This window comes from Methanosarcina barkeri str. Wiesmoor (assembly GCF_000969985.1).
Classification (GTDB): Archaea; Halobacteriota; Methanosarcinia; order Methanosarcinales; family Methanosarcinaceae; genus Methanosarcina; species Methanosarcina barkeri_B.
The window spans coordinates 4,117,782-4,137,616 of the sequence record NZ_CP009526.1 but is presented as its reverse complement, the minus strand read 5'-3'; the positions used below and the strand labels follow the sequence as shown (position 1 = coordinate 4,137,616).

16 protein-coding genes are annotated in these 19,835 nt (G+C 41.2%); 6 read left to right on the top strand and 10 right to left on the bottom strand.

Going from position 1 to position 19,835, the window contains the following annotated elements:
* Positions 1-47 precede the first annotated feature (47 nt).
* From MSBRW_RS16945 to priS, 8 genes are all read right to left on the bottom strand, one after another.
* Positions 48-1,421: an endonuclease Q family protein gene (locus MSBRW_RS16945; RefSeq protein ID WP_011306557.1), complete on the bottom strand. Its 1,374-nt coding sequence runs from the start codon at positions 1,419-1,421 to the stop codon at positions 48-50.
* Positions 1,422-1,525: 104 nt separating this feature from the next.
* The gene (locus tag MSBRW_RS16940) at positions 1,526-2,296 is read right to left on the bottom strand and encodes a proteasome assembly chaperone family protein (RefSeq protein ID WP_011306558.1); all 771 of its coding nucleotides are present in this window, start codon (positions 2,294-2,296) and stop codon (positions 1,526-1,528) included.
* A gap of 9 nt (positions 2,297-2,305) precedes the next feature.
* Complete coding sequence (locus tag MSBRW_RS21485; RefSeq protein WP_011306559.1) at positions 2,306-2,461, bottom strand: RNA-protein complex protein Nop10; 156 nt, start codon at positions 2,459-2,461, stop codon at positions 2,306-2,308.
* A gap of 6 nt (positions 2,462-2,467) precedes the next feature.
* Positions 2,468-3,274 carry a translation initiation factor IF-2 subunit alpha gene (locus MSBRW_RS16935; protein ID WP_011306560.1) on the bottom strand — a complete coding sequence of 269 codons (807 nt, stop codon included), beginning with the start codon at positions 3,272-3,274 and terminating at the stop codon, positions 2,468-2,470.
* A gap of 73 nt (positions 3,275-3,347) precedes the next feature.
* On the bottom strand, positions 3,348-3,536 hold the full coding sequence (locus MSBRW_RS16930; RefSeq protein ID WP_011306561.1) for a 30S ribosomal protein S27e: 189 nt from the start codon (positions 3,534-3,536) through the stop codon (positions 3,348-3,350).
* Between the two features lie 6 nt (positions 3,537-3,542).
* Positions 3,543-3,821 (bottom strand): 50S ribosomal protein L44e, encoded by a 279-nt coding sequence (locus MSBRW_RS16925; RefSeq protein WP_011306562.1) that lies wholly within the window; start codon positions 3,819-3,821, stop codon positions 3,543-3,545.
* A 560-nt stretch (positions 3,822-4,381) separates the two neighbouring features.
* Entirely contained in the window at positions 4,382-5,104 is a 723-nt protein-coding gene (locus MSBRW_RS16920) for a DNA replication complex subunit Gins51 (protein ID WP_011306563.1), read from the bottom strand.
* A complete protein-coding gene (gene priS, locus MSBRW_RS16915; protein WP_011306564.1) occupies positions 5,070-6,314 on the bottom strand; it encodes a DNA primase catalytic subunit PriS in 1,245 nt (414 codons plus the stop codon). Before priS ends, MSBRW_RS16920 begins: the two co-directional genes overlap by 35 nt.
* Before the next feature lie 1,079 nt (positions 6,315-7,393).
* Here priS and MSBRW_RS16910 point away from each other — a divergent pair.
* The 6 genes from MSBRW_RS16910 to MSBRW_RS16885 all read left to right on the top strand — a co-directional run bounded on the left by MSBRW_RS16910 (position 7,394) and on the right by MSBRW_RS16885 (position 17,660).
* Positions 7,394-8,197, top strand: a complete 804-nt coding sequence (locus MSBRW_RS16910; RefSeq protein WP_011306565.1) for a formylglycine-generating enzyme family protein — start codon at positions 7,394-7,396, stop codon at positions 8,195-8,197.
* Positions 8,198-8,618: 421 nt separating this feature from the next.
* Positions 8,619-8,933, top strand: a complete 315-nt coding sequence (locus MSBRW_RS16905) for a hypothetical protein (RefSeq protein ID WP_011306566.1) — start codon at positions 8,619-8,621, stop codon at positions 8,931-8,933.
* Between the two features lie 16 nt (positions 8,934-8,949).
* Positions 8,950-10,713 carry an SUMF1/EgtB/PvdO family nonheme iron enzyme gene (locus MSBRW_RS20515; RefSeq protein WP_011306567.1) on the top strand — a complete coding sequence of 588 codons (1,764 nt, stop codon included), beginning with the start codon at positions 8,950-8,952 and terminating at the stop codon, positions 10,711-10,713.
* A 173-nt stretch (positions 10,714-10,886) separates the two neighbouring features.
* Complete coding sequence (gene rqcH / locus MSBRW_RS16895; RefSeq protein ID WP_011306568.1) at positions 10,887-13,280, top strand: ribosome rescue protein RqcH; 2,394 nt, start codon at positions 10,887-10,889, stop codon at positions 13,278-13,280.
* The gene (locus MSBRW_RS16890) at positions 13,277-14,329 is read left to right on the top strand and encodes an mRNA surveillance protein pelota (RefSeq protein ID WP_011306569.1); all 1,053 of its coding nucleotides are present in this window, start codon (positions 13,277-13,279) and stop codon (positions 14,327-14,329) included. Before rqcH ends, MSBRW_RS16890 begins: the two co-directional genes overlap by 4 nt.
* A 1,096-nt stretch (positions 14,330-15,425) precedes the next feature.
* Positions 15,426-17,660, top strand: a complete 2,235-nt coding sequence (locus MSBRW_RS16885) for an S-layer protein domain-containing protein (protein ID WP_011306570.1) — start codon at positions 15,426-15,428, stop codon at positions 17,658-17,660.
* Between the two features lie 324 nt (positions 17,661-17,984).
* Here MSBRW_RS16885 and MSBRW_RS16880 read toward each other — a convergent pair whose 3' ends face one another.
* Together MSBRW_RS16880 and MSBRW_RS16870 are read right to left on the bottom strand one after the other, a co-directional pair.
* Positions 17,985-18,704 carry a DUF1614 domain-containing protein gene (locus MSBRW_RS16880; protein ID WP_011306571.1) on the bottom strand — a complete coding sequence of 240 codons (720 nt, stop codon included), beginning with the start codon at positions 18,702-18,704 and terminating at the stop codon, positions 17,985-17,987.
* 253 nt (positions 18,705-18,957) lie between these two features.
* Positions 18,958-19,833: a DNA integrity scanning protein DisA nucleotide-binding domain protein gene (locus MSBRW_RS16870; protein WP_011306572.1), complete on the bottom strand. Its 876-nt coding sequence runs from the start codon at positions 19,831-19,833 to the stop codon at positions 18,958-18,960.
* Positions 19,834-19,835: the final 2 nt, after the last annotated feature.

Here is a 19,835-nt window from a genome sequence, read left to right as displayed (position 1 = left end):
GAATATACTTTCTCTCTTATATATCTTATTATTCCCAAACCTGTTTATTAAAAATCGAAAAGTGAACTCTGGCCTGCATCATCCGGTTCCGTATTATTCGATTCTTGATTACCTGGCTTTTCTTTTTCGGTTTCGCCGGGTTTTTTCCGGAGATTTTTTGCCCTCTTTTTTTCGGGTTTGCTTGCTTTCGCGGGATTTATCTTCCCAAGATCTGCAAATGAAAGCTGTCCTGTTTGCTGGATTTCTTCATTTTTCAGGCTTTCAGGCAGTTCAAGCCAACCGTACTGGCCTCCTCCACCGGGATGGATTATGACATCGCCTTTCCTGAAAGCCAGGATTGCGTTTACTATTCTGTCATCACCCACGACCTTCAGGTCTTCAGGCTCGGAGTAAATAAGAGCTTTGATCTCGTTTCCGAAGCGTTCTATCAGTTTATTCCAGGCCGTTTGTACACCTTTTGTCTGAACGCTTGCATGGCCGAGAGCCATCTGGATAATCTCGGCAAGAGGGATCAGGTGAAGATAAGGAGGGCGGTAGTCAGGGTGCTTTGGCTCTTTAAAGTCTGCGAGTTCATTAACGCGGTCGAAAACCCCTTTCTTTACGACCCCTCCGCAGACCGGGCAGCGCCACTTATTCTCTACGGCTTCAGACAGCGGATACTGGGTAAAACACTTAATGCAGGCTGACCGGTTGTATTTACCTTCTTCGGGAAAGAACCCTACATTCAGAGTAGCTTTATACCCCTGTTCCCTGAGAATAGCTTTTTTCAAGCCGTCAAAGGTAAGCTCAGGCATATCAAACTGCGTAAACTCCCTTGCCAGTTTATTGGTCGAGGGAGAATGGGCATCGGAGTTCGAAAGAAAAGTCAGGCGGTGAAGGTCTTCGATCCGGTCAGCATAGTCGCTGTCTGCACTCAGGCCAAGCTCCAGGAAAGAAATATACTCTGTCATATCTCCATAACAACTTTTCAGGCTGTCATGGTAGCCGTAAAGTGCGGTCCAGGGGGTAAATGCGTGGCAGGGGCCGATAAGGGCTCCAAGGTCTTTTGCAATTTCTGCAATTTCACTGCCGTCCAGTCTGACACTCGGACGGCCATCGGCTTCAAGGTTGCCGAAAGGAGCAATGCGCTCGGCCAGTTCTTCAGCTTTTGAAATCGAAGGCAAAATAAGGAGATGATGTACGCGTTTAATGTCTTCTATCTCGGTAGTTGGGATGAAATAAATCTCATCTATGTGGATTTCTTCATCTGAAACAGCTACTCTTTTGATCTCTTCTAGCCACTTCGGATGAGTGCAGTCCGCAGTACCGATTAATTCCATCCCTTTTTTTGAAGCCTCCCTGGCAATTGTCGGCAGTTCCATTCTTCTGGAAGATGCCATGGAGTACTTTGAATGGAGATGGAGGTCTGTATTGACTTTCATTTCCTTCCCTTTACCGGAAAATCTAACTTTTAACTTTTAATGTTCATTTAATTAGATAGCCTTAGCTAAACTTGTACTTAATTCTCTGGATCTCTAAGACCATATTATCCTATGTAGCGCAGGTCTTCTTCTGTAGGTTTGACTTCCTGGATTGTCTGTTGCTCTTCTTTTTCCTTTAGCTTCTCAAGGATGCTTTCCATTTCCTCGGCCTTTTTCTCAAGAGACTCCATGTTTACTTCAATCCCGAACAGTCTACAGAGCACTTTTAGAAGGGACTGGGCGCTTTTAGGGTCCATTAAATATCCTGGTGTCATACCCATAAGGCAGGCAGCATCAATACCTCGCATCTTGCTGAAAGCTACAAGCAAGCCCGACGCTCCAACTATGCCTCCGCTGGGTTCGGATTCCCTGAACTCTACTCCATACTCTTTGATTTCTTCGATCAATTTTGTGTCATTTGCGACCCCAAGGACAGTTTCCTCATAGGCTAGTTTGCCTGTGGGATATCCTCCGAGCGTGTAAATCCTCTGCACTCCAAACTCTTCTGCAATGTCAAGATAAAGCGAACAGAGTTCATAATGTCCCTGTGAAGTTGTACTCTGATGATCTCCTACAAGGAAAAGGATGTCATTCTCTTTTGCTTTTGCGTAGTATATAGTGTTGCTTACCGGACGAACCGTACAGTCTTTGTTGACCAAGACCTGAGGTGGAAAATGTGGAGAATAAACTTCTATTACTTTTTCAGCCCCAAGTTCGTCTACCAGATGCTCTGCCACTAGCTTGCCTACGAGTCCTACTCCTGGAAGTCCTACTACAAGGATTGGTTTTTCGAGTTCAAGGTTTTCTTTCAGGCGGACAAGTGTACTTTGTTGCATAACAATTCCTTATCCTTTCTTTGCCATTCTGCGGTACCTGCCATAAGGGTCCTTAGGAGAAAAGCGAGCCGGATTTGGGGAAAAAGGTTTACCCCCACAGACCGGACAAATTTCCCTTAAAGTGTACCTGCCGCAATTTTTACATTTGCGGATCTTTTGTCCCAAAGGGTATCACGCCTTTGCCGATTCGATATGCCGCTTGAAAGTCCCATGTCCGCCAAGTTTGGTAATATTATCGACTGCTGTCTGGGCAGATTTTTTAAGGACTGATTCAGCTTTCTTGTAGTCCGGGGCAATTACCTTAATTCGGTATCTTGGAGCCCCTGTGTAACTTATTTCGAGCCTTATGTCTTTTTCATCAACGTCATTGATAGAGTTTGCAGCACTAAGAGCTTGCTTTATGACTTCTATGCCGTTTGGAAGGTCACAGGTCAGGTCCACATAACCTGCAATGTCTACAAAAGGCAGTTTGATGTTTTCCCCTGCAATTTTGATTATGCTTTTTAAGTACTTCTTATTGACTTTGACTCCTTTGAAGGCTTTTTCCCCTTCGATGGCAGCTTCTTCAAAGGCTGTATATGCACTTCCGAACTCTTCTACGAGTTTTTCGTGCAAAGTTTGCAGGTTATCCTCATCGGTTTTTGTCTCTTCAGCCACGAACTGGAGCCATTTGGCGGCTTTTTGTTCATTTTTCCATTCCTGGATTTTAGCGCGCCTTTGGTGCTCGTTTACATCTTTCAATGAAAGGTCGATGTGGCCGCGGGAAGGGTCCACGTTAAGAACCTTGCAGACTATCTTCTGCCCTTCCCTTACGTAGTCCCTGACGTACTTGACCCAGCCTGCTTTAATTTCGGAGATATGAATAAATCCTTCTCTTCCTCCGAACTCCTCAAGCTCGACATAGGCTCCGAAATCCGTCACATTCTTTACAGTACAGACAACAAATTCTCCGACTTCGGGCCAGTTATCGTTTCCCATTCGCACCACTTCTCTAGTTTTCTCTCTTTATTAATTGTTACTCTAATGCTGCAAAGTGCTTTTATCTGTTCGGTTATTCAAGCACTTCCAGAATGTGAGTAGTAATTGTCGATTTTCCACCGGTTGGTTCGGCAAGAGTTCTTCCACAGACAACACAGGTAATTTTACGGCTGGCGCTTCCGAATATAATTTGTTCGTTTTCGCAGTCGTTGCACTTCACACGCAGGAACCTGCTTTTTGGTCTCTGTATATAGTCTACCATTTTATCTTACTCCTTGAACTCAAACTTCTTTGCCCTGAAACATGGTTTCTGGTAGGCTTTCTTACATACTGTGCAGCGGTATCTAAGCCAGATGCGTTTTGTGGGCTTGTCGCCGCCGGGCACCTTGGAGAATTTCCCACTGTTTCCTATGCCTTGCTGTCTATTCTTCTGTCTTGCAATGCGAGTCATGGATGAAGCCTGACCTTTCCTGACCCTTTCAACCACTATTTCCTGATGAGTTTTACAGTAAGGGCAGTAACTCCTGAACTTCTTTGGAATCTTCATTCTTTACACCTTTTTAATGATTATTGGTACTCAGCTTGCCTTCTCCGGCTTTTGCGGAAAGACATTATATAACATATGGAAATTATACGTATGGCGTTTACGTACAGCGTTTAGATCCTGGGAAGATCTTATTTGGGAAGCCTTTGATTGGATGAACTTGATATTTTTCAAACCTCTTTCGGTCTCGATATCACGATTGAAAACCTTCTATCAAGACAAGGTCACAGAGTCAACAATTAAGGTACTATTAGTTTTTGTTCAAGCTTTTTATTAAAAAGCCTGTTACTTGCAAAGTTAAGGTACTATTATTTTTTGCTCAAGCTTTTTATTAAAAAGCCTGGTACTTGCAAAGTTAAAGTACTATTATTTTTTGCTCAAGCTTTTTTTTAAAAAGCTTGGTGCTAACAAGGTTAAGGTACACAAATATAGCTACACATATAAATACTCATACTATTGCCTGGTATGCTTTCCGGCCTTCATAGCTTAGTTTATAATCTTCAACACTTTAAACTCCTGCCGTTTTCTTTTTCAAGCTAAAACAAGCTGTAAATTTCAGGAAATTAATTTTTTCCAGGAAATGAGTCTTTTCCCGAGTCTTCCTGTCCGACAATCAGTTTAGCTGCGTTTCGCTTTATCAGCCCTGTAGCATTGAGCTGTGGCAAAACAACGACTTCTTCAGCGCTGACCGTATAATTTCTGCCGTCTGCACCTGTGAAGGTCGGCAGATCTTTCAGTATTCGGACAACAACGTATTCATCATTTATATTGTTTTTGTCTGGGGCTGCTCCTGTTTCCCCGCTGGCTGCAATAACGGGAATCCTCATTTTTGCTTTCGTTTCTTCATTGAAACCGGCATGGATTTGTCTTTCCACGATTTCAGGCCAGACTGCAGTATTCTCGGAACCAGGGTACAGAATAGGATCTAAAAGTTCGATTTTTGCGGCTTTAATTCCTTGCAGTACAAGATCATAAAGCCTCTTTTCTACAGGAAGTAATTTTTCGATGTCTTTTGAAATAGGTTTATTCGCATTAGACTGAGTTGTTGCCCTGGTTATAGCTTTTCCTATCCGTTTCATGAATATAGTTTCAAGGTCCGAAAGTGCTCTTTCATGTTCGTCTTGAAGCATTTTGAACTCCGGAGAACGGGAATTGCCGATTTTCTCAATCTCTTCTTCGAGTTTCCGGACATATTTCTCAGCCTCCAGGTAAAAATCAGCTGGAATTGTCTTTATTGTCTGGTTTTTTTCCTTATACAGGACCTGGCTGATTTCTTCTATGTCCATACTCAGCAACACCTCTACAAATTAAGTACACTGCCGCATACTCAGGAACTTCCTGTATGCCTTCTTCGACTCTTAAATCCTTGCCCTTTAGTTGCACCGAAAAAGGTTTTAAAACTGTTACCTTTACCGGCCTTTCGCCAAAGACAACAGCATCGGTAAGTGGGTCAAACTTCTCTAACTCGGACAGGGCAAGTTTCTTTACCAGCATCCCTGACCCGCCGTGCAATGAGCCAGGCACCCGGATCAAACGTTTGATGTCCGCAGTCACGGGTTCGTCAACACTGGTCCCAAATCTGTGCAGAAAATCTTCAACAGACTCTCTCATAAAATAGGCAGCAATATCTTTAAAGTTTCTGACGTCAAAGTCAAGCCTTCCTTTCTCAAGAATATCCTTTAAACCATTTTCGCTATTTGTAAGACTGATTAGCTTTTTTATTGTAGTATCCCCGACTTTCTCATATCTGCGAAGTTCGGGAAACATATCTTTTTTGTACCTTTTCCCGCATTCGGCCTTCATATAATCCGTAAGATAAAGCGCAATTCTTCTTCCCCAGCCTGAATCATATCCCACAAGTGTGCATTTAAAAGGCACGTTTTTCATTCCTTTAAATGTCTTTGAACCGGTCCCGAATTCTCCATCCATAGCAACTTCCCTAAAAAAATATTTGAAATCAAGGTCTCTCCCGCTGAGATAATTTACGATTTCCCTTCTTTCAGCACTTCCAAGCTTCAGGACTTTTGGGCTTCTAACATGGAAATGATACCCTCTTCCTCCGGAGAATACCAGTTCAATTTCCTGCTCCGAAAACCCAAAATCCTCTAAAAGGAAATCCATAAGCTTGAAAGTTTCCTTCTTTACAAGCTCCAGCATATCTGCGTAGTTTTTTGGGGCGTCTGGAAGGTGGTCTGCATCAAGGTCAAAAATCAATTCTGCCCCTAGCCAGTTTTTCTCATTCATTTTCCGCGCATCAGGATATTCGTAATAAGCAGTCGAATTGTAAACATGCGCAGGAGCCATGCCGTAAAGATAGTCAAGAGCTTCTCCGGGTGAGCCGAAGGCCTTGTGCCTGTGCATCATCTTATCAGGCATACTGTCAAAGAAGATAAAAGCCCATTCTCTGTTAGGCAGGTGGTCAGGAAGGCCTATTTCGGCATTTTTGTAATATTTCTGGAAGCGGGTTTTCAAAAAGCGGGCAGTTCGATTATCCATAATTTCAGGGCTTCTGGGGTTTTGGATCTTAATTTAGGAGTTCTGACCAGAAAGACGGTTTCGAGGTTCTGATCAGGATTATGTTTTAGGAATTCCGATCAGGATTGTTGTTCCGAGAGTCTGGTCATTATTATGTTTTAGGAATTCCGATCAGGAGTATAATTTATGGATTCTGATCAGGGGTTGTGGTTTACGATTTTGATCGGGTTTCGTTCAGTGATTTCGATCAGTGATTTTGATTAAATTTTTGGTTTGGGGTTTCTCAACTTTGATATATATAGGACTTAGCAATTTAATTGAAAAATCAGCAGTATCTGGCCGTTAATTGTCTTAAATTTGATTTTAATCCACAGTTTTTGAAGTAATTGATTTTATTCCTCAACTGCGTAAGTCCTAAGCTGATTTAGTTAAGAGGATCTGGCTGGTTTTTTCTATGATAGATCAATCTCATATTTTACTTTTGGTTATATGGATTTTTTTAAAAACGTTTAACAGTCAATTTAAGTTTAGATAATTCTCTTTATTACGGTAGAATACATAAAGACTCTTGATCCATGTATTTTGTGGCAGCAAGGGTTAATCTCCTAGAACAACAATATGCAACGATATTATGACGAGTTCTAGTGCATCGATTCCAAATTATGAGAAATAAAACTGGACTTTTAAATCAACACTGGTTAATGAGTTTCTCATAAAAGAATCACGGATGGACATGGATAAACATGAATTGAAACCGTCTGTGTTTATCTGTGTTTATCCGTGATTTATTGAGGATTATGGAATTGCAGTACTAGAATCTAACAAATAAGAGCTAATGCCAACACTAAATTTGATAAGCTGAATATAAAAATCGATGAGTAAATCGATGAGTAAAAATCAAAATTTTAAATTGACAACTGTGAATTGAATTATATCTGGAAAATTGTAACGAAAAATGAAAATTGACAAATAAAAATTTAAAAACGAAAAGAAATAAGAATTAAAAGTGAAAATAGGCAAACAATAATCGAAAATAGGAACTCCTAAGTTAAAAATTGACAACTCAATATGTATTCTTATGGAGTGGGGTTTTGGGAAATATGAATATAAAGACTTACATTAATACAATTCGATACTACCTGAAAACTGAGGAAACTGAAGAGTCGTCTATTCTTGAACTGGCTGATAATCCGGATGATACTGAAACCTTTATCAGTCCTTTTACAGGCATACAATTTGCACTGATTCCGGCCGGTGAATTCGAGATGGGTTCACCTTTAGAAGAGAAGGACAGATCAGATTTCGAGTCTCCAGTTCATAAAGTAAAAATTAATAACTCTTTTTACCTGGGTAAATCCGCTGTCACACAAAAACAGTGGAAAAAGATAATGGGCAACAATCCTTCATACTGCAAGGGTGAAGATCACCCTGTTGAGATGATCTCCTGGAACGAAGCTCAGGAGTTTGTAATAAAGCTGAATGAAATGGAAGGAACTGACAAATACCGCTTACCCTCAGAAGCCGAATGGGAATACGCCTGCCGCGCCGGCACACAAACAAGGTGTTTCTTTGGTGAAGATGAGTCAATACTTGGTGAATACGTCTGGCATGCTGGAAATTCAGGCAATAAGACTCACGTAATTGGCTGCAAGAAACCAAATCCCTGGGAACTTTATGATATTAACGGAAATGTCTGGGAATGGGTGCAGGATAAGTGGCACGAAAATTACAACGGTGCTCCTTTGGATGGGAGCGCGTGGGAAGATGACAGTAGCCCTGATCGGGTTTCTCGTGGGTGCAGCTGGCTCTGCGAAACCGGGTTCTGCCGTTCGGCTGGCCGTTTCAAGCGCAAAACTGAAAGTCGGCTTGCCAATCTTGGGTTCCGTCTGTTGAGGGAGTTATAACTTTCTTCTTTAATGGAACTATAACTTTCTTTTTAAGGAAACTATGACTTTCTTCCTTAATGGAATTATAACTTTCTTTTTTAAGGAAACTATGACTTTCTTCCTTAATGGAATTATAACTTTCTTTTTTAAGGAAACTATGACTTTCTTCTTTTTTACAATCAATGCTTGAACTTCAAATTATCTAAAAAATTTTCAAAGAAATTTCGCTTTTTTCAAGCTTGTATTTCTTACTGAACAAAAATCTTAAATCATATATTCCTTAAAGGAAATATCAGTTTTAGATTGTTGAATAGCTGGTGGTAGAATACAGCAAGTTCTTGATACATCTAATTTCTCTATCGTACTCACGTCTGAAGGCGTTGAAACTTTTTCGGAATATTGGCAGGAGCAGTGTTGTCAGCTATATAGTTCAATTTGCATGAATATACCTGATGGCTGGATAGAACCTTTAAAATCCGATTGTTCTGAAGGAGATAAAGCTGATCTGACACCCATTTTCAGCACACTTGCAGTTTTCGGCATAACTGGTAAGGTCTTTGCAGAGATAATCCTTGAAGCAATGAAAACCTGGCTAGAGTACAGGCCAACTGCCAAAATTGAACTAAAATGCCCTGACGGAAGCACGATTAAGATTTCAAAATTGCCCCTTACAAAATTATCCCAATTTTTTGAAGAAAACCCGCAGCTATCAGTCTTTGAAGGTCTGAGTTGTTTCATGAACTCCAATAAATAAATTGTGCGTTAGCATCATGACTGGCAAAAGAGTCGGGCTTGTTATTGGAAATAATTATCCAAATTCCGATAAAAAATTGAGGTTTGCAGTAGCTGATGCTCTCGCAATGAAGGAGGTTCTGCTGAATAAAGATATTTGTGGGTTTGATGAAGTTATTGATCTGATCGATCGAACAAGTAAAGAAGCTCTTGTTGAAGTCGAGAAGATTCTTAAAAAGGTAGACAGCAATCTTGTTTTTATCTATTTTTCAGGACATGGAAAAAAAGACTTTGAAAATGATTTATGTCTCCTGTTTAACGATACAGAAGAAGACGCCTTACTGGCAACCTCATTAACTTTTGATTTTATTAACAAATGCAGGCGATATCCTTCTCGAAAATCTGTAATCATAGTCCTTGATTGCTGTTACAGCGGTGCTGCTGGAAAAAGGGATACTTCTGATGTGATTGAAGCCTTGAAAAAACATTCCGGTTCAGGAACAATTATTCTTACTTCAACCGGGTTGACAGGTTCTCCTGCTGCAAGAGAAGAAGAGAAGTTCGGGCACGGAATTTTTACTAATTATTTGATAGAAGGACTGGAGAAAGGTTACGCTGATAAAGGCAATGGTTACATATCCATTGAAGAGTTGTATGACTACGCTTTTAAAAAGACAAAATCTGAGGGGTACCAATCTCCAAAGAAGGAAGGTAACATAGAAGGGACGATATTTATTGGCACAAATCCTCAAAAGATAAGGGAAAATGAATACAATTCAAAGAAAAGTAAACTTCTAAATGAATATGTTAGAACACTTCATCCCCTCATACTAAATGAATCCCTTACAGTCTTGAGAAAAGCCTATGATGTTCCTCCTTCTCTTGAGTCGGTTGAAGAAACTATATACGGTCTGCTTAATTCACTATTGAAAAGTGAGCTTCAACCTGATAATTATAGTGATGCAGTACAGCATCTTAAGGGAATAAGTACAAGTTCTGAAAGCTCTCGAAATATGAACAAAATTGATAGATCAAATACTGCTGTTTTAATAAGTGAAAATAAAGAGCCTCTTGTGAACTCTGAAGAACCTTATATTCCCAAAACCTTCACCAGCCCTTATACAGGTATGGAATTTGTGCTGATCCCAGCCGGAGAATTTATGATGGGGTCTCCTTCTGATGAAAAGGGAAGGTATGATCAAGAAGGTCCTGTCCATAAAGTGACAATTAACAATCCTTTTTATATGGGCAAATATCCGGTCACTCAGAGACAATGGAAAAAGGCTATGGGTACCAATCCCTCCAAATTCAAAGGTGATGATTTGCCTGTAGAAAATGTTTCTTGGGAAAAGATTCAAAAATTTGTTAAAGTACTGAATGAAAAAGAAGGCGCTGATAAATATCGTCTACCATCAGAAGCTGAATGGGAATACGCCTGCTGGGCCAGCACACAAACAAGGTATTCTTTTGGTGACGATGAGTCAAAGCTTAATGAATATGCGTGGTACGATAAAAATTCAGGTTCTAAAACTCATCCAGTTGGTCAGAAAAAACCTAATCAATGGGGTTTGTATGATATGCATGGGAATGTCTCGGAATGGGTTCAGGACAGATGGCATAATAAATACGAGGGTGCTCCTTCCGATGGCAGTGCCTGGGAAGATGGAGATGGTTCCGGCCGTAAGATTCGGGGCGGCAGCTGTGAAGACAGTGCTAGGGGCTGCCGGTCGGCGTCCCGCCACTGGAGCGGTTCCGCCGACCGTTTCAACGACGTTGGCTTCCGTCTTCTGAGGAAACTGTAACTACTTTCTACTTTGCCACTTACATTGAGTATAGAAAAATTATTCCGACGAAGCCCGAAGGCTCGAAGCGTGCGAAGCCGCCGAGCCTGAGCGATGAACCACTTCACTTTATATCTAATTTCACTAAATTCTTCAGTAATGCTTATACCAAAAGCCTCTATTATATCAACTTCATGAAGCAGGATATGTCAAGCGCCGACGTTGCTGCAGTTGTTGCCGAGCTGTCAGCAGGTCCAAAATCCATAATTGATGCGAAGATCGGGAAGATCTATCAGCCCGCAAACGAGGAAATTCGCATCAATCTTTACGTTTTTCACCAGGGCAGGGACAACCTGGTTATTGAGGCCGGGAAGCGCATTCATCTTAGCAAATACCTCAGGGCAAGCCCGACGCTTCCCCAGGCTTTTCCGATGCTGCTTAGAAAATACCTGATGGGAGGCAGGATTGTATCTGTTGAGCAGCACGACTTTGACAGGATCGTGAAAATTGGAATTGAGAGAGCTGGAGTCCACAGTAATCTTATTGTGGAGCTTTTCGCCCCTGGGAACATACTTATTGTCGATTCGGAAAACAGGATTATTCTGCCTATGAATCCTGTAACAATGAAGGATAGGCGGCTTAGGAGTGGAGAAATTTACGAACTGCCTGAGGCACAGATAAGTCCTCTCAAGGTAAAGGATTCTGACCTTATGAAGGAGTTTTCCAGGTCAACCTCTGATATCGTCAGGACGGTTGCCACAAGGTTCAATCTGGGTGGAGTTTTGGCAGAAGAAGTCTGTGCCAGGGCAGGAATTGACAAATCAAAGCCTTCAAAGGAAGCAACTGAAGAAGACGCCTCCATGATCTGCAATGCAATGCACGATCTCTTTTCTCCGCTTTTGATGACAGGAGCCGGAGAGAAAGGTCTCACAGAAGCCGAAATCGAGACTGAACCTAAATCCGATATCGAGTCTAAGCCAAAAACCGAGATTAAACCCGAAACCGAGATTAAACCCGAAACCAAAATTAAACCCGAAGTTGGGGTTGAAGGCGAGGCTCCTAATCTCAGGCCTCAGCATGTGAAAAAGGAAATCAAAGGAAAGCTGGAAACTTTTGATGTACTTCCTTTTGATCTTACTCGCTATTCCGGATTTGAAAAAGAGTATTTTGATTCTTTTAACACGGCACTTGATGAATTTTTTGGGAAAAAGGCACTTGAACAGATCGAAGAGGTAAAAGCAGCTAAGAAAAAGGAGAAAACACTTGGCGTTTATGAACGGCGGCTTCTTCAACAGGAAGGGAGTCTTAAAAAGTTTGAAAAAGAAATCGAGAAAAATAATACCCTTGCTGAGACAGTCTATGCAAACTACCAGGGTATCGAAGAGCTCCTTTCCGTGCTCAATGGAGCAAGGTCAACGGGATATTCCTGGGACGAGATCCGCTCCATTCTGAAGCAGGCTAAAAAGACCGTGCCTGCCGCGCAGAAAATCACAAATATTGACCCAAGGACAGGGACTGTAACTGTGAATTTTGACGGAAAGAGTATTAGTCTTGACATCCGCAAAACAGTGCCACAGAATGCTCAGGAATACTATGAAAAGGTCAAGAAATTTAACAAGAAAAAAGACGGAGCTCTCAAAGCTATCGAAGATACCAGGAAGGCTATGGAGAAAAAGGCCGTGGCAAAGGTTGCAAAGGCAGGAAGAAAGCTCCGGGCGTCCAGGAAAAAACACTGGTATGACAGGTTCAGGTGGTTCGTGTCCTCAGACGGCTTTTTTATTGTGGGAGGTAGGGATGCAGACACCAATGAGGAGATATTTAAGAAATACCTGGAAAAGAGAGACCTTGTCTTCCATACTCAAACACCAGGGGCTCCTCTCACAGTTATCAAGACCGGCGGAGAAGAGGTTCCTGAATCTACTTTGCAGGAAGCGGCACAGTTTGCTGTTTCTTATTCCAGTCTCTGGAAAGCAGGGCATTTCAGTGGGGACTGCTACTGGGTTAAAGCCGAGCAGGTCAGCAAAACTCCAGAATCAGGAGAATATGTGAAAAAAGGAGCTTTTATCATCCGTGGGGAACGCAATTACTTTAAGGATATTCCTCTCGGCGTTGCAGTTGGGCTTGAACTCAAAGGCGAGACAAGGGTTATAGGTGGGCCTGTTTCTGCTGTCCGGAAACATGGGGATTATATCCTCGAAGTCGTCCCCGGGGCTTTTAACCAGAATGATATCTCTAAAAAGATCTACAGGATTTATGCCGACGAACTCAACGATCCCCGCTTCGTAAAGCAGATTGCTTCTCCTGACCAGATCGCTATGATGGTCCCACCCGGAGAATCGGACTTAAAGAGTCAGAAGCCGAAAAGGAAGGGAGAAAAGATCAAGGGTGAGGGCGAGGAACATGAGTCTCAGGAAGTTGAGACAGAACTTGAAGATAACGGGGACGAAATTGAAAAGGAATTCGAAAAAAACTTCGGAAAGGGAACTAAAGAGGAATTCGAGGAAAAACTCGCTGGAAAAATCCCAGAAAATAAAACCGGGGATGGAAAGGAAGAGAAAATGGAACTTCATGGAGGTAAAAAGGCATGAGAGTTACAAATCGTTCCCTTAAGGGAAGGGAAGGGGAAATTGCAGTAACAGCCGAAACCCTTGATGACCTCTGGCACCTTAAGTATATAATCGAAAAAGGGGATCTGGTTTTTTCGGTTACCAAAAGGAAAGCCGATTCGGCAAGTGACAAAATCCGTCCAGAAAAAGTTGAGAAAGTAAAGGTCAGGCTCGGAATCAGGGTTGACGATCTCGAGTTTCACAAGTTTGCGAATCGTCTGCGGTTACATGGGATGATAGAACGTGGGATGGATGTGGGCTCCTATCATACTCTCAATATCGAGATTGGAACCAATCTTTCTGTCATCAAGGAACACTGGAAGAACGACCAGCTCCAGAGAATCAAGGATGCTGAAGAAGCTTCGAAGCGCCCGAAAGTTGTTATGGTTGCAATAGAGGAGGGCGATGCTGATATTGGTTTTGTGCATCACTACGGAATAGAGATCTATTCTCATATTCGGCAGTCCTCTGGAAAGCGAGAAACTGGCTTGAGGAACGAGTTTTTCAGGGAGGTTGTAGAACAGCTAAGGCACGCAGTTCCTGAAGAAGCGTCCATAGTTATTGCCGGGCCCGGGTTTACTAAAGAAGATTTTATTAAATATTTCCAGGAAACCGAACCGGCTATGGCTTCAAAAGCCCTTATCGAAGATACCTCCATGATAGGAATGTCCGGCTTTCAGGAAGTTCTGCGTAGAGGGGCAGTTGACCGCATCATGCAGGAATCACGTATAGCTCGCGAATCCGCCCTTATGGAAGACCTTATCCGTGAGATTTCAATGGATGGCAAAGCTGCCTACGGCCTTGGCGATGTTAAGAATGCTCTCAATTTTGGGGCTGTTGAAACCCTGCTTGTTGCCGACGAAACCCTTCGGGAAGGCAGGGAAAAAGGCGAGGATATCGATAAGCTCCTCAGGGAAGTCGAACAAGCTCAGGGAAAGGTTGTTGTTTTCAGCACAGCCTTTGAGCCTGGAGAAAAGCTTCATAAATTGGGAGGAATCGCAGCTCTGCTCCGTTTCAAGGTGAGAGGCTGATTTTCGGTCAATCCTTTTTTTAAAAGGGTTGCAGCTCTGCTCCATTTCAAGGTGAGGGGCTGATCTAATCAGATGAACTACAGACGAACTATCTAATTTTCATTATTACATTCTTTCTGACCCAGTGCTCTCATTGGTTCTGTCAAACCTATGAAGGTTACGAAATTTTTCCAACTACTGTTGAATCCACAAAATGTCCAGCCTTCATAGTCTTGAGAAAATCTTAAATACATATATATTTATATATCTTCTAGGAAATAGGATTCCGTTTTCCTTTAAAGCTGATCAATCGGTTCAGAGTAGAGGAAAGTCGATTGATGAATAAAACGGCAGAGATAAAGCTTTCAAAACAAATTTCTCACTAATTTTTGTTTGAGAGTTTCATCTTTGAACTTCTAACGAAATTTATGAAAAATTTGAGGAAAATTTGAAGGTTATTCCTACGAAGTCAATCTCAGAGTCCATCCCAGAATCAGATTTTTTCTTAAGAATAAGGTAAAATATTTTTTATTTTGAACTATTAAAAATATAATTTATCATCACAGTATAATGGAGGTAATTCAAATAAAATTGTTTTAAATAAATTAATATAAATTACGCGATAGTTGGAATACAAACTTTTTTATATGCGTTTGGTCATTATTTTAAAACAATTAAATTTGTTTTATTATAAAATAAAGTTGAACACAACTAAATTTGTGTATTTACAAGTTCTACGCTATGAACTATCAAATATGAGAGTGACGATTATGAAAGAATTTCCAGAAATAAAAGTTCCATTAACCCTAAATAAAAGTTTTAGAATTACGTTCCATGACAAGAAACTCAATTGATAGTTTACAGGCCTCATTGCCGAGTGAAAGCTGCAGTTAAGACTCCGAAACATCAATTTAGAGTTTCGACATCAATTTAGAGTTTCGGAATGAATTAATTTAGTAAAATTTATTAACTACTTAGATTTATTTGTTGTTACTTTTCATATAATAAATATCACTATTGCTGAAATTATTTTACTTATTGTGCTTAAATATTATTATGTCTAAATATTATTATACTTAACTATATGCTAACAAATAAAAAAGAGTGATAATTTCTTATGAGACCATATATTCAAAGGATTTTAATTTACTTGCTTGCTTCGCTTACAGTTTGTTTGTTGATCGTTCCTCCGGGTTTTGCAGCTCCAGCTCCAGCTATTTCTGGTTTGCCTTTCGACACAAACGAAACTTTATCCGATGGATTCTGCTGGAATGCGACCACTTTTGGCGGTTTTTTCTATCCTGTAAACAAGCACAAGAGTTTTGTAACTTCTGAAAACTGGTGGGGTGAACGCCTTCAATATGTCGAAAAAGACGGCCAGAATGAACTTGGCAAAGGCCATCCCGGAAATCATGTGATAGGTGAAGGAGAACTTGTGTATACTACCCGCCCGCTTTCCTCCAAATATGGAGTTGTTTCCGACCTTGAACTTGACGCCGGTACAACTCCTAATGAGCTTGGTGGGATGTTCTACTATCAGCTTCCCTGGTTTGGAAAACCGTATGTTGCTGTTGGAAACGACACCACCAGGCTTGCAAAACTTGTAATTTCTCAGCCTTCCAGCGGTAAGAAAACCTTAAAGGCCGGAGATTCCTGGGATCTCGGGAGCAATTACTCTCTGGTAGTTAACCAGGTTGACGTTGATGGCGAAAAGGTCTGGTTTTCACTAGATAAAAACGGGGAAGAAATTGAGTCCGGAATTGTAAACACAAGTGGAAATGTCGCTGATAAAACCTTTACTGCAACTGCGGATTTCGGCGATAAGAAAGACCAGCTTTACTTTGTAACCTATGTAGATAAGGTCTTCACGAGTGCTACTGATTCCTTTGCAGTCTTCAAGTATACCTGGCTCATCGATAAAGATAACATGATGATCATTGAGAATGGGGACGAATATCAGGATTTTGAGGTAAAAGAAGCTTCTGAAAACGAAATTGTCCTTACGAATTCAAATTCTATCACTTTGAACCTTGACAAAGATAATAAGAACTACTTTACCGATTCCTGGTATTTCCAGACCTCAGATGAAGGAAAGGGAAGCACTTCTCCTGAAGGATATGTTATCTATCTGGCAAAAGAGCTTAACATCCCTGGAAATTATACCTTGAGAGGTTTGCCATTCGACACTAACGAGACTTCTTCCGATGGGTTCTACTGGAATGCTACCACTTTTGGCGGCTTTTCCTATCCTGTAAACAAGCACAAGAGTTTTGTAGCTTCTGAAAACTGGTGGGGTGAACGCCTTCAATATGTCGAAAAAGATGGCCAGAATGAACTTGGCAAAGGCCATCCCGGAAATCATGTGATAGGTGAAGGAGAACTTGTGTATACTACCCGCCCGCTTTCCTCCAAATATGGAGTTGTTTCCGACCTTGAACTTGACGCCAGTACAACTCCTAATGAGCTTGGTGGGATGTTCTACTATCAGCTTCCCTGGTTTGGAAAATCGTATGTTGCCGTTGGAAACGACTCCACCCGGCTTGCAAAACTTGTAATTTCTCAACCTTCCAGCGATAAAAAAACCTTAAAGGCCGGAGATTCCTGGGATCTCGGGAGCAATTACTCTCTAGTAGTTAACCAGGTTGACGTTGATGGCGAAAAGGTCTGGTTTTCACTAGATAAAAACGGGGAAGAAATTGAGTCCGGAATTGTAAACACAAGTGGAAATGTCGCTGATAAAACCTTTACTGCAACTGCGGATTTCGGCGATAAGAAAGACCAGCTTTACTTTGTAACCTATGTAGATAAGGTCTTCACGAGTGCTACTGATTCCTTTGCAGTCTTCAAGTATACCTGGCTCATCGATAAAGATAACGTGATGGTCATTGAAAATGGGGACGAATATCAGGGTTTTGAGGTAAAAACAGCTTCTGAAAACGAAATTGTCCTTGCGAATTCAAATTCTATCACTTTGAACCTTGACAAAGATAAAAAGAACTACTTTACCGATTCCTGGTATTTCCAGACCTCAGATGAAGGAAAGGGAAGCACTTCTTCTGAAGGGTATGTTATCTATCCGGCAACCGACGTTACTGTAGAGGATACAGCTATTTCAGGTGTCAATAATTCTGAAAATCTTTCTAATGAGTCTCTCTCTAATGAGTCTGCATCTTCTACATCCTCTGCTCCTCTTCTCGAGAGCAAGGCTAATGATTTAAAAGATATTAACAATAGTAATCTTCCTGAGGAAAAAACTGGAATAGAAACTTCCACAAAAGCTTCTGGTTTCGAGGTGCTTGCAGGAGTTTTCGGAATAATTCTTTGTCAGTATTTTGTAAAAAGGAGAGACTAAGAGAAATATCTTGAGAGTTGTAATAAAAAAGAGTAGTCTTTTTAAGTTCTCATCTTTTTCTCTTCCTTTTTTCTTCCTTTTTCTTTTTCAGTTTATTTTTTACATATTTAGCCTTATTTTTAGCCTTATGACTACTTTTTGATCCCCATTAACTGATCTCTATTAACTGATCCCCATTAACTGATCTCTATTAACTGATCCCTATTAACTAATCTTTATCAACTGATCTCTATTAACTGATCCCTATTAACTAATCTTTATCAACTGATCCTAACTGATCCCCATTAACTGATCCCTATTAACTAATCTTTAACTGATTCTTTGTTAGATCAGGAGAAGAGCAATGAACCCGCTTAAAAAGATCCCATCAAAGGTTCCTGCTCCTCCTATGCTTGCAACCGGAGCTCCAAGATTCTTAATTTTTCCCAGGTTAAGAAGATCGGCTCCAATAAGGGTTCCGAGCACTCCTCCAGTATAGGCAATGACAACGCGACACTGGTCAATTGGACAGTTCGGGATATGAATTATCGACGTCAGCAAAATTGCAGCAAGGGCAGCTGCAAGGGGTGGGACCAGCGCCGGGGTTGCAATACCTATGCCACGAATCGGCTTTGCTACAGAATGAGTTATGATTGTAACTATTAAGATACCGGCTCCTGCAAGAAGGAGAGATGAAGGGAACTTCGTAAGAAGGTAAACTGAAATCAGAATCGGAATAACCGCTCCTCCTACATTCACAGCAATTGTCGTTTCATTTTTTATCACACGCCGGAATGGAACCCTATAAGATACGCCAAAAACACGGACATATGTATCTCTAACTACCGGAGCATCGGATCTGAGGGTTGCCAGAGGGATATTGATACCGCTTCCTAGGAGGGATAGTAACAGGATAAGGAGCGCGTCCTCTATAGAGAAGCCAATCTTCGTAAAGGCGGAAACAATTATTCCAAAAAAAAGAGAACTAAGTCCGAAAATCAAAATAAAGATCAAAAGAAGAAGGAATGTAAGGCTAAAAGGAATGTAAAAAAGTTGTTTTCTCATGAAAATGCTCCACTTTGTTTATTTCCCCGTATATTTAGACATATATTCTCTTTATTTCCATGTATATTTAGGCATATACTCTCTTTATTTCCCCGCATATTTAGAAATACATTTTCTTTATTTATGAGTCTATGTTCTGCCCTTCTTCTTACACGTTCTACTGAAAGCCTTTGCTCTTCAAAAGTTAGCAACTCAACACCCGGATATAACTAAAAATTTTTAATCCTGAGTAAAAAAGTTCTGCTTTTCAGGATTAGATGTATCTTACTGCAGGTTTCAGGCATTCCATGCAGATTATTTCTTTCGCATCTTTATATACCCTGATAATTCCACCAGACTCGGATACCGTAACTGCAATCGCAACTGTATCTCTGCTAATTGCGGCTGCCGAAACGTGTCTGCCTCCCAGTCCTTTCTCAATATCTACATTTTTCGCATCAACGTCAAGGTAGCGGCCTGCGGCCTGGATTATTCCGTTTTCATCTACCACAAAAACTCCGTCAAGCTGGGAAAATTCCTTTATGGATTCCCAGTTTCTCTTGTCAAGGATATTTCGGTAAGCTTCATCGTGGCCTGCGTAAGGATTCAGTATTAGCTGGTGAGAGCGTTTCAGAACCTCTTCGGAATCGCCTATTATGAAGGCAGCCCCTATTTTTTTGCCTTCCCTGCCTGTTAGGACAATATCAAAAGAAATTTTCATAACTGCACTCATCACTTCTGGCTTTATCCTTTCCTGACATTCCTTCATGGCTTTTATAAGAGGATTTTCCTCGAGGTTATGTACAACAATAGAACTGGAGCTACGGGTTTCAACTACACCTACAACAATCCCACTTTTCAGTTCTCCAAGCACGTATTCTATGGCGGCAGCTTGCTGAAGCTGGTCAGAGTTGCCTGCAGCCTCACGGTTTATCTGGTCGCCGAGTTCCTTTAGAGGATTTTTTCCATCCTTTCCAGTGGAAACCAGGTGGTCTATTATGCTTTTAGGACGCATGGAGATGTAGTAAACCGGAATTCCCCCAGTTTCAATTCCTTCAAAACTCAACTCTCCGGAAACCATAATTGCGGCAGCATCAAGTTCTCTGGAAATCCGGGCTGCCGTCTCTGCAATTATACGTGCTCTATCCATAT

Bases quoted from the DNA above. Each gene is read 5' to 3' on its own strand.
- MSBRW_RS16945 (WP_011306557.1), bottom strand. From the start codon at position 1,421: ATGAAAGTCAATACAGACCTCCATCTCCATTCAAAGTACTCCATGGCA.
- MSBRW_RS16940 (WP_011306558.1), bottom strand. From the start codon at position 2,296: ATGCAACAAAGTACACTTGTCCGCCTGAAAGAAAACCTTGAACTCGAA.
- MSBRW_RS16935 (WP_011306560.1), bottom strand. From the start codon at position 3,274: ATGGGAAACGATAACTGGCCCGAAGTCGGAGAATTTGTTGTCTGTACT.
- MSBRW_RS16930 (WP_011306561.1), bottom strand. From the start codon at position 3,536: ATGGTAGACTATATACAGAGACCAAAAAGCAGGTTCCTGCGTGTGAAG.
- MSBRW_RS16925 (WP_011306562.1), bottom strand. From the start codon at position 3,821: ATGAAGATTCCAAAGAAGTTCAGGAGTTACTGCCCTTACTGTAAAACT.
- MSBRW_RS16920 (WP_011306563.1), bottom strand. From the start codon at position 5,104: ATGGACATAGAAGAAATCAGCCAGGTCCTGTATAAGGAAAAAAACCAG.
- priS (WP_011306564.1), bottom strand. From the start codon at position 6,314: ATGGATAATCGAACTGCCCGCTTTTTGAAAACCCGCTTCCAGAAATAT.
- MSBRW_RS16910 (WP_011306565.1), top strand. From the start codon at position 7,394: ATGAATATAAAGACTTACATTAATACAATTCGATACTACCTGAAAACT.
- MSBRW_RS16905 (WP_011306566.1), top strand. From the start codon at position 8,619: ATGAATATACCTGATGGCTGGATAGAACCTTTAAAATCCGATTGTTCT.
- MSBRW_RS20515 (WP_011306567.1), top strand. From the start codon at position 8,950: ATGACTGGCAAAAGAGTCGGGCTTGTTATTGGAAATAATTATCCAAAT.
- rqcH (WP_011306568.1), top strand. From the start codon at position 10,887: ATGAAGCAGGATATGTCAAGCGCCGACGTTGCTGCAGTTGTTGCCGAG.
- MSBRW_RS16890 (WP_011306569.1), top strand. From the start codon at position 13,277: ATGAGAGTTACAAATCGTTCCCTTAAGGGAAGGGAAGGGGAAATTGCA.
- MSBRW_RS16885 (WP_011306570.1), top strand. From the start codon at position 15,426: ATGAGACCATATATTCAAAGGATTTTAATTTACTTGCTTGCTTCGCTT.
- MSBRW_RS16880 (WP_011306571.1), bottom strand. From the start codon at position 18,704: ATGAGAAAACAACTTTTTTACATTCCTTTTAGCCTTACATTCCTTCTT.
- MSBRW_RS16870 (WP_011306572.1), bottom strand. From the start codon at position 19,833: ATGGATAGAGCACGTATAATTGCAGAGACGGCAGCCCGGATTTCCAGA.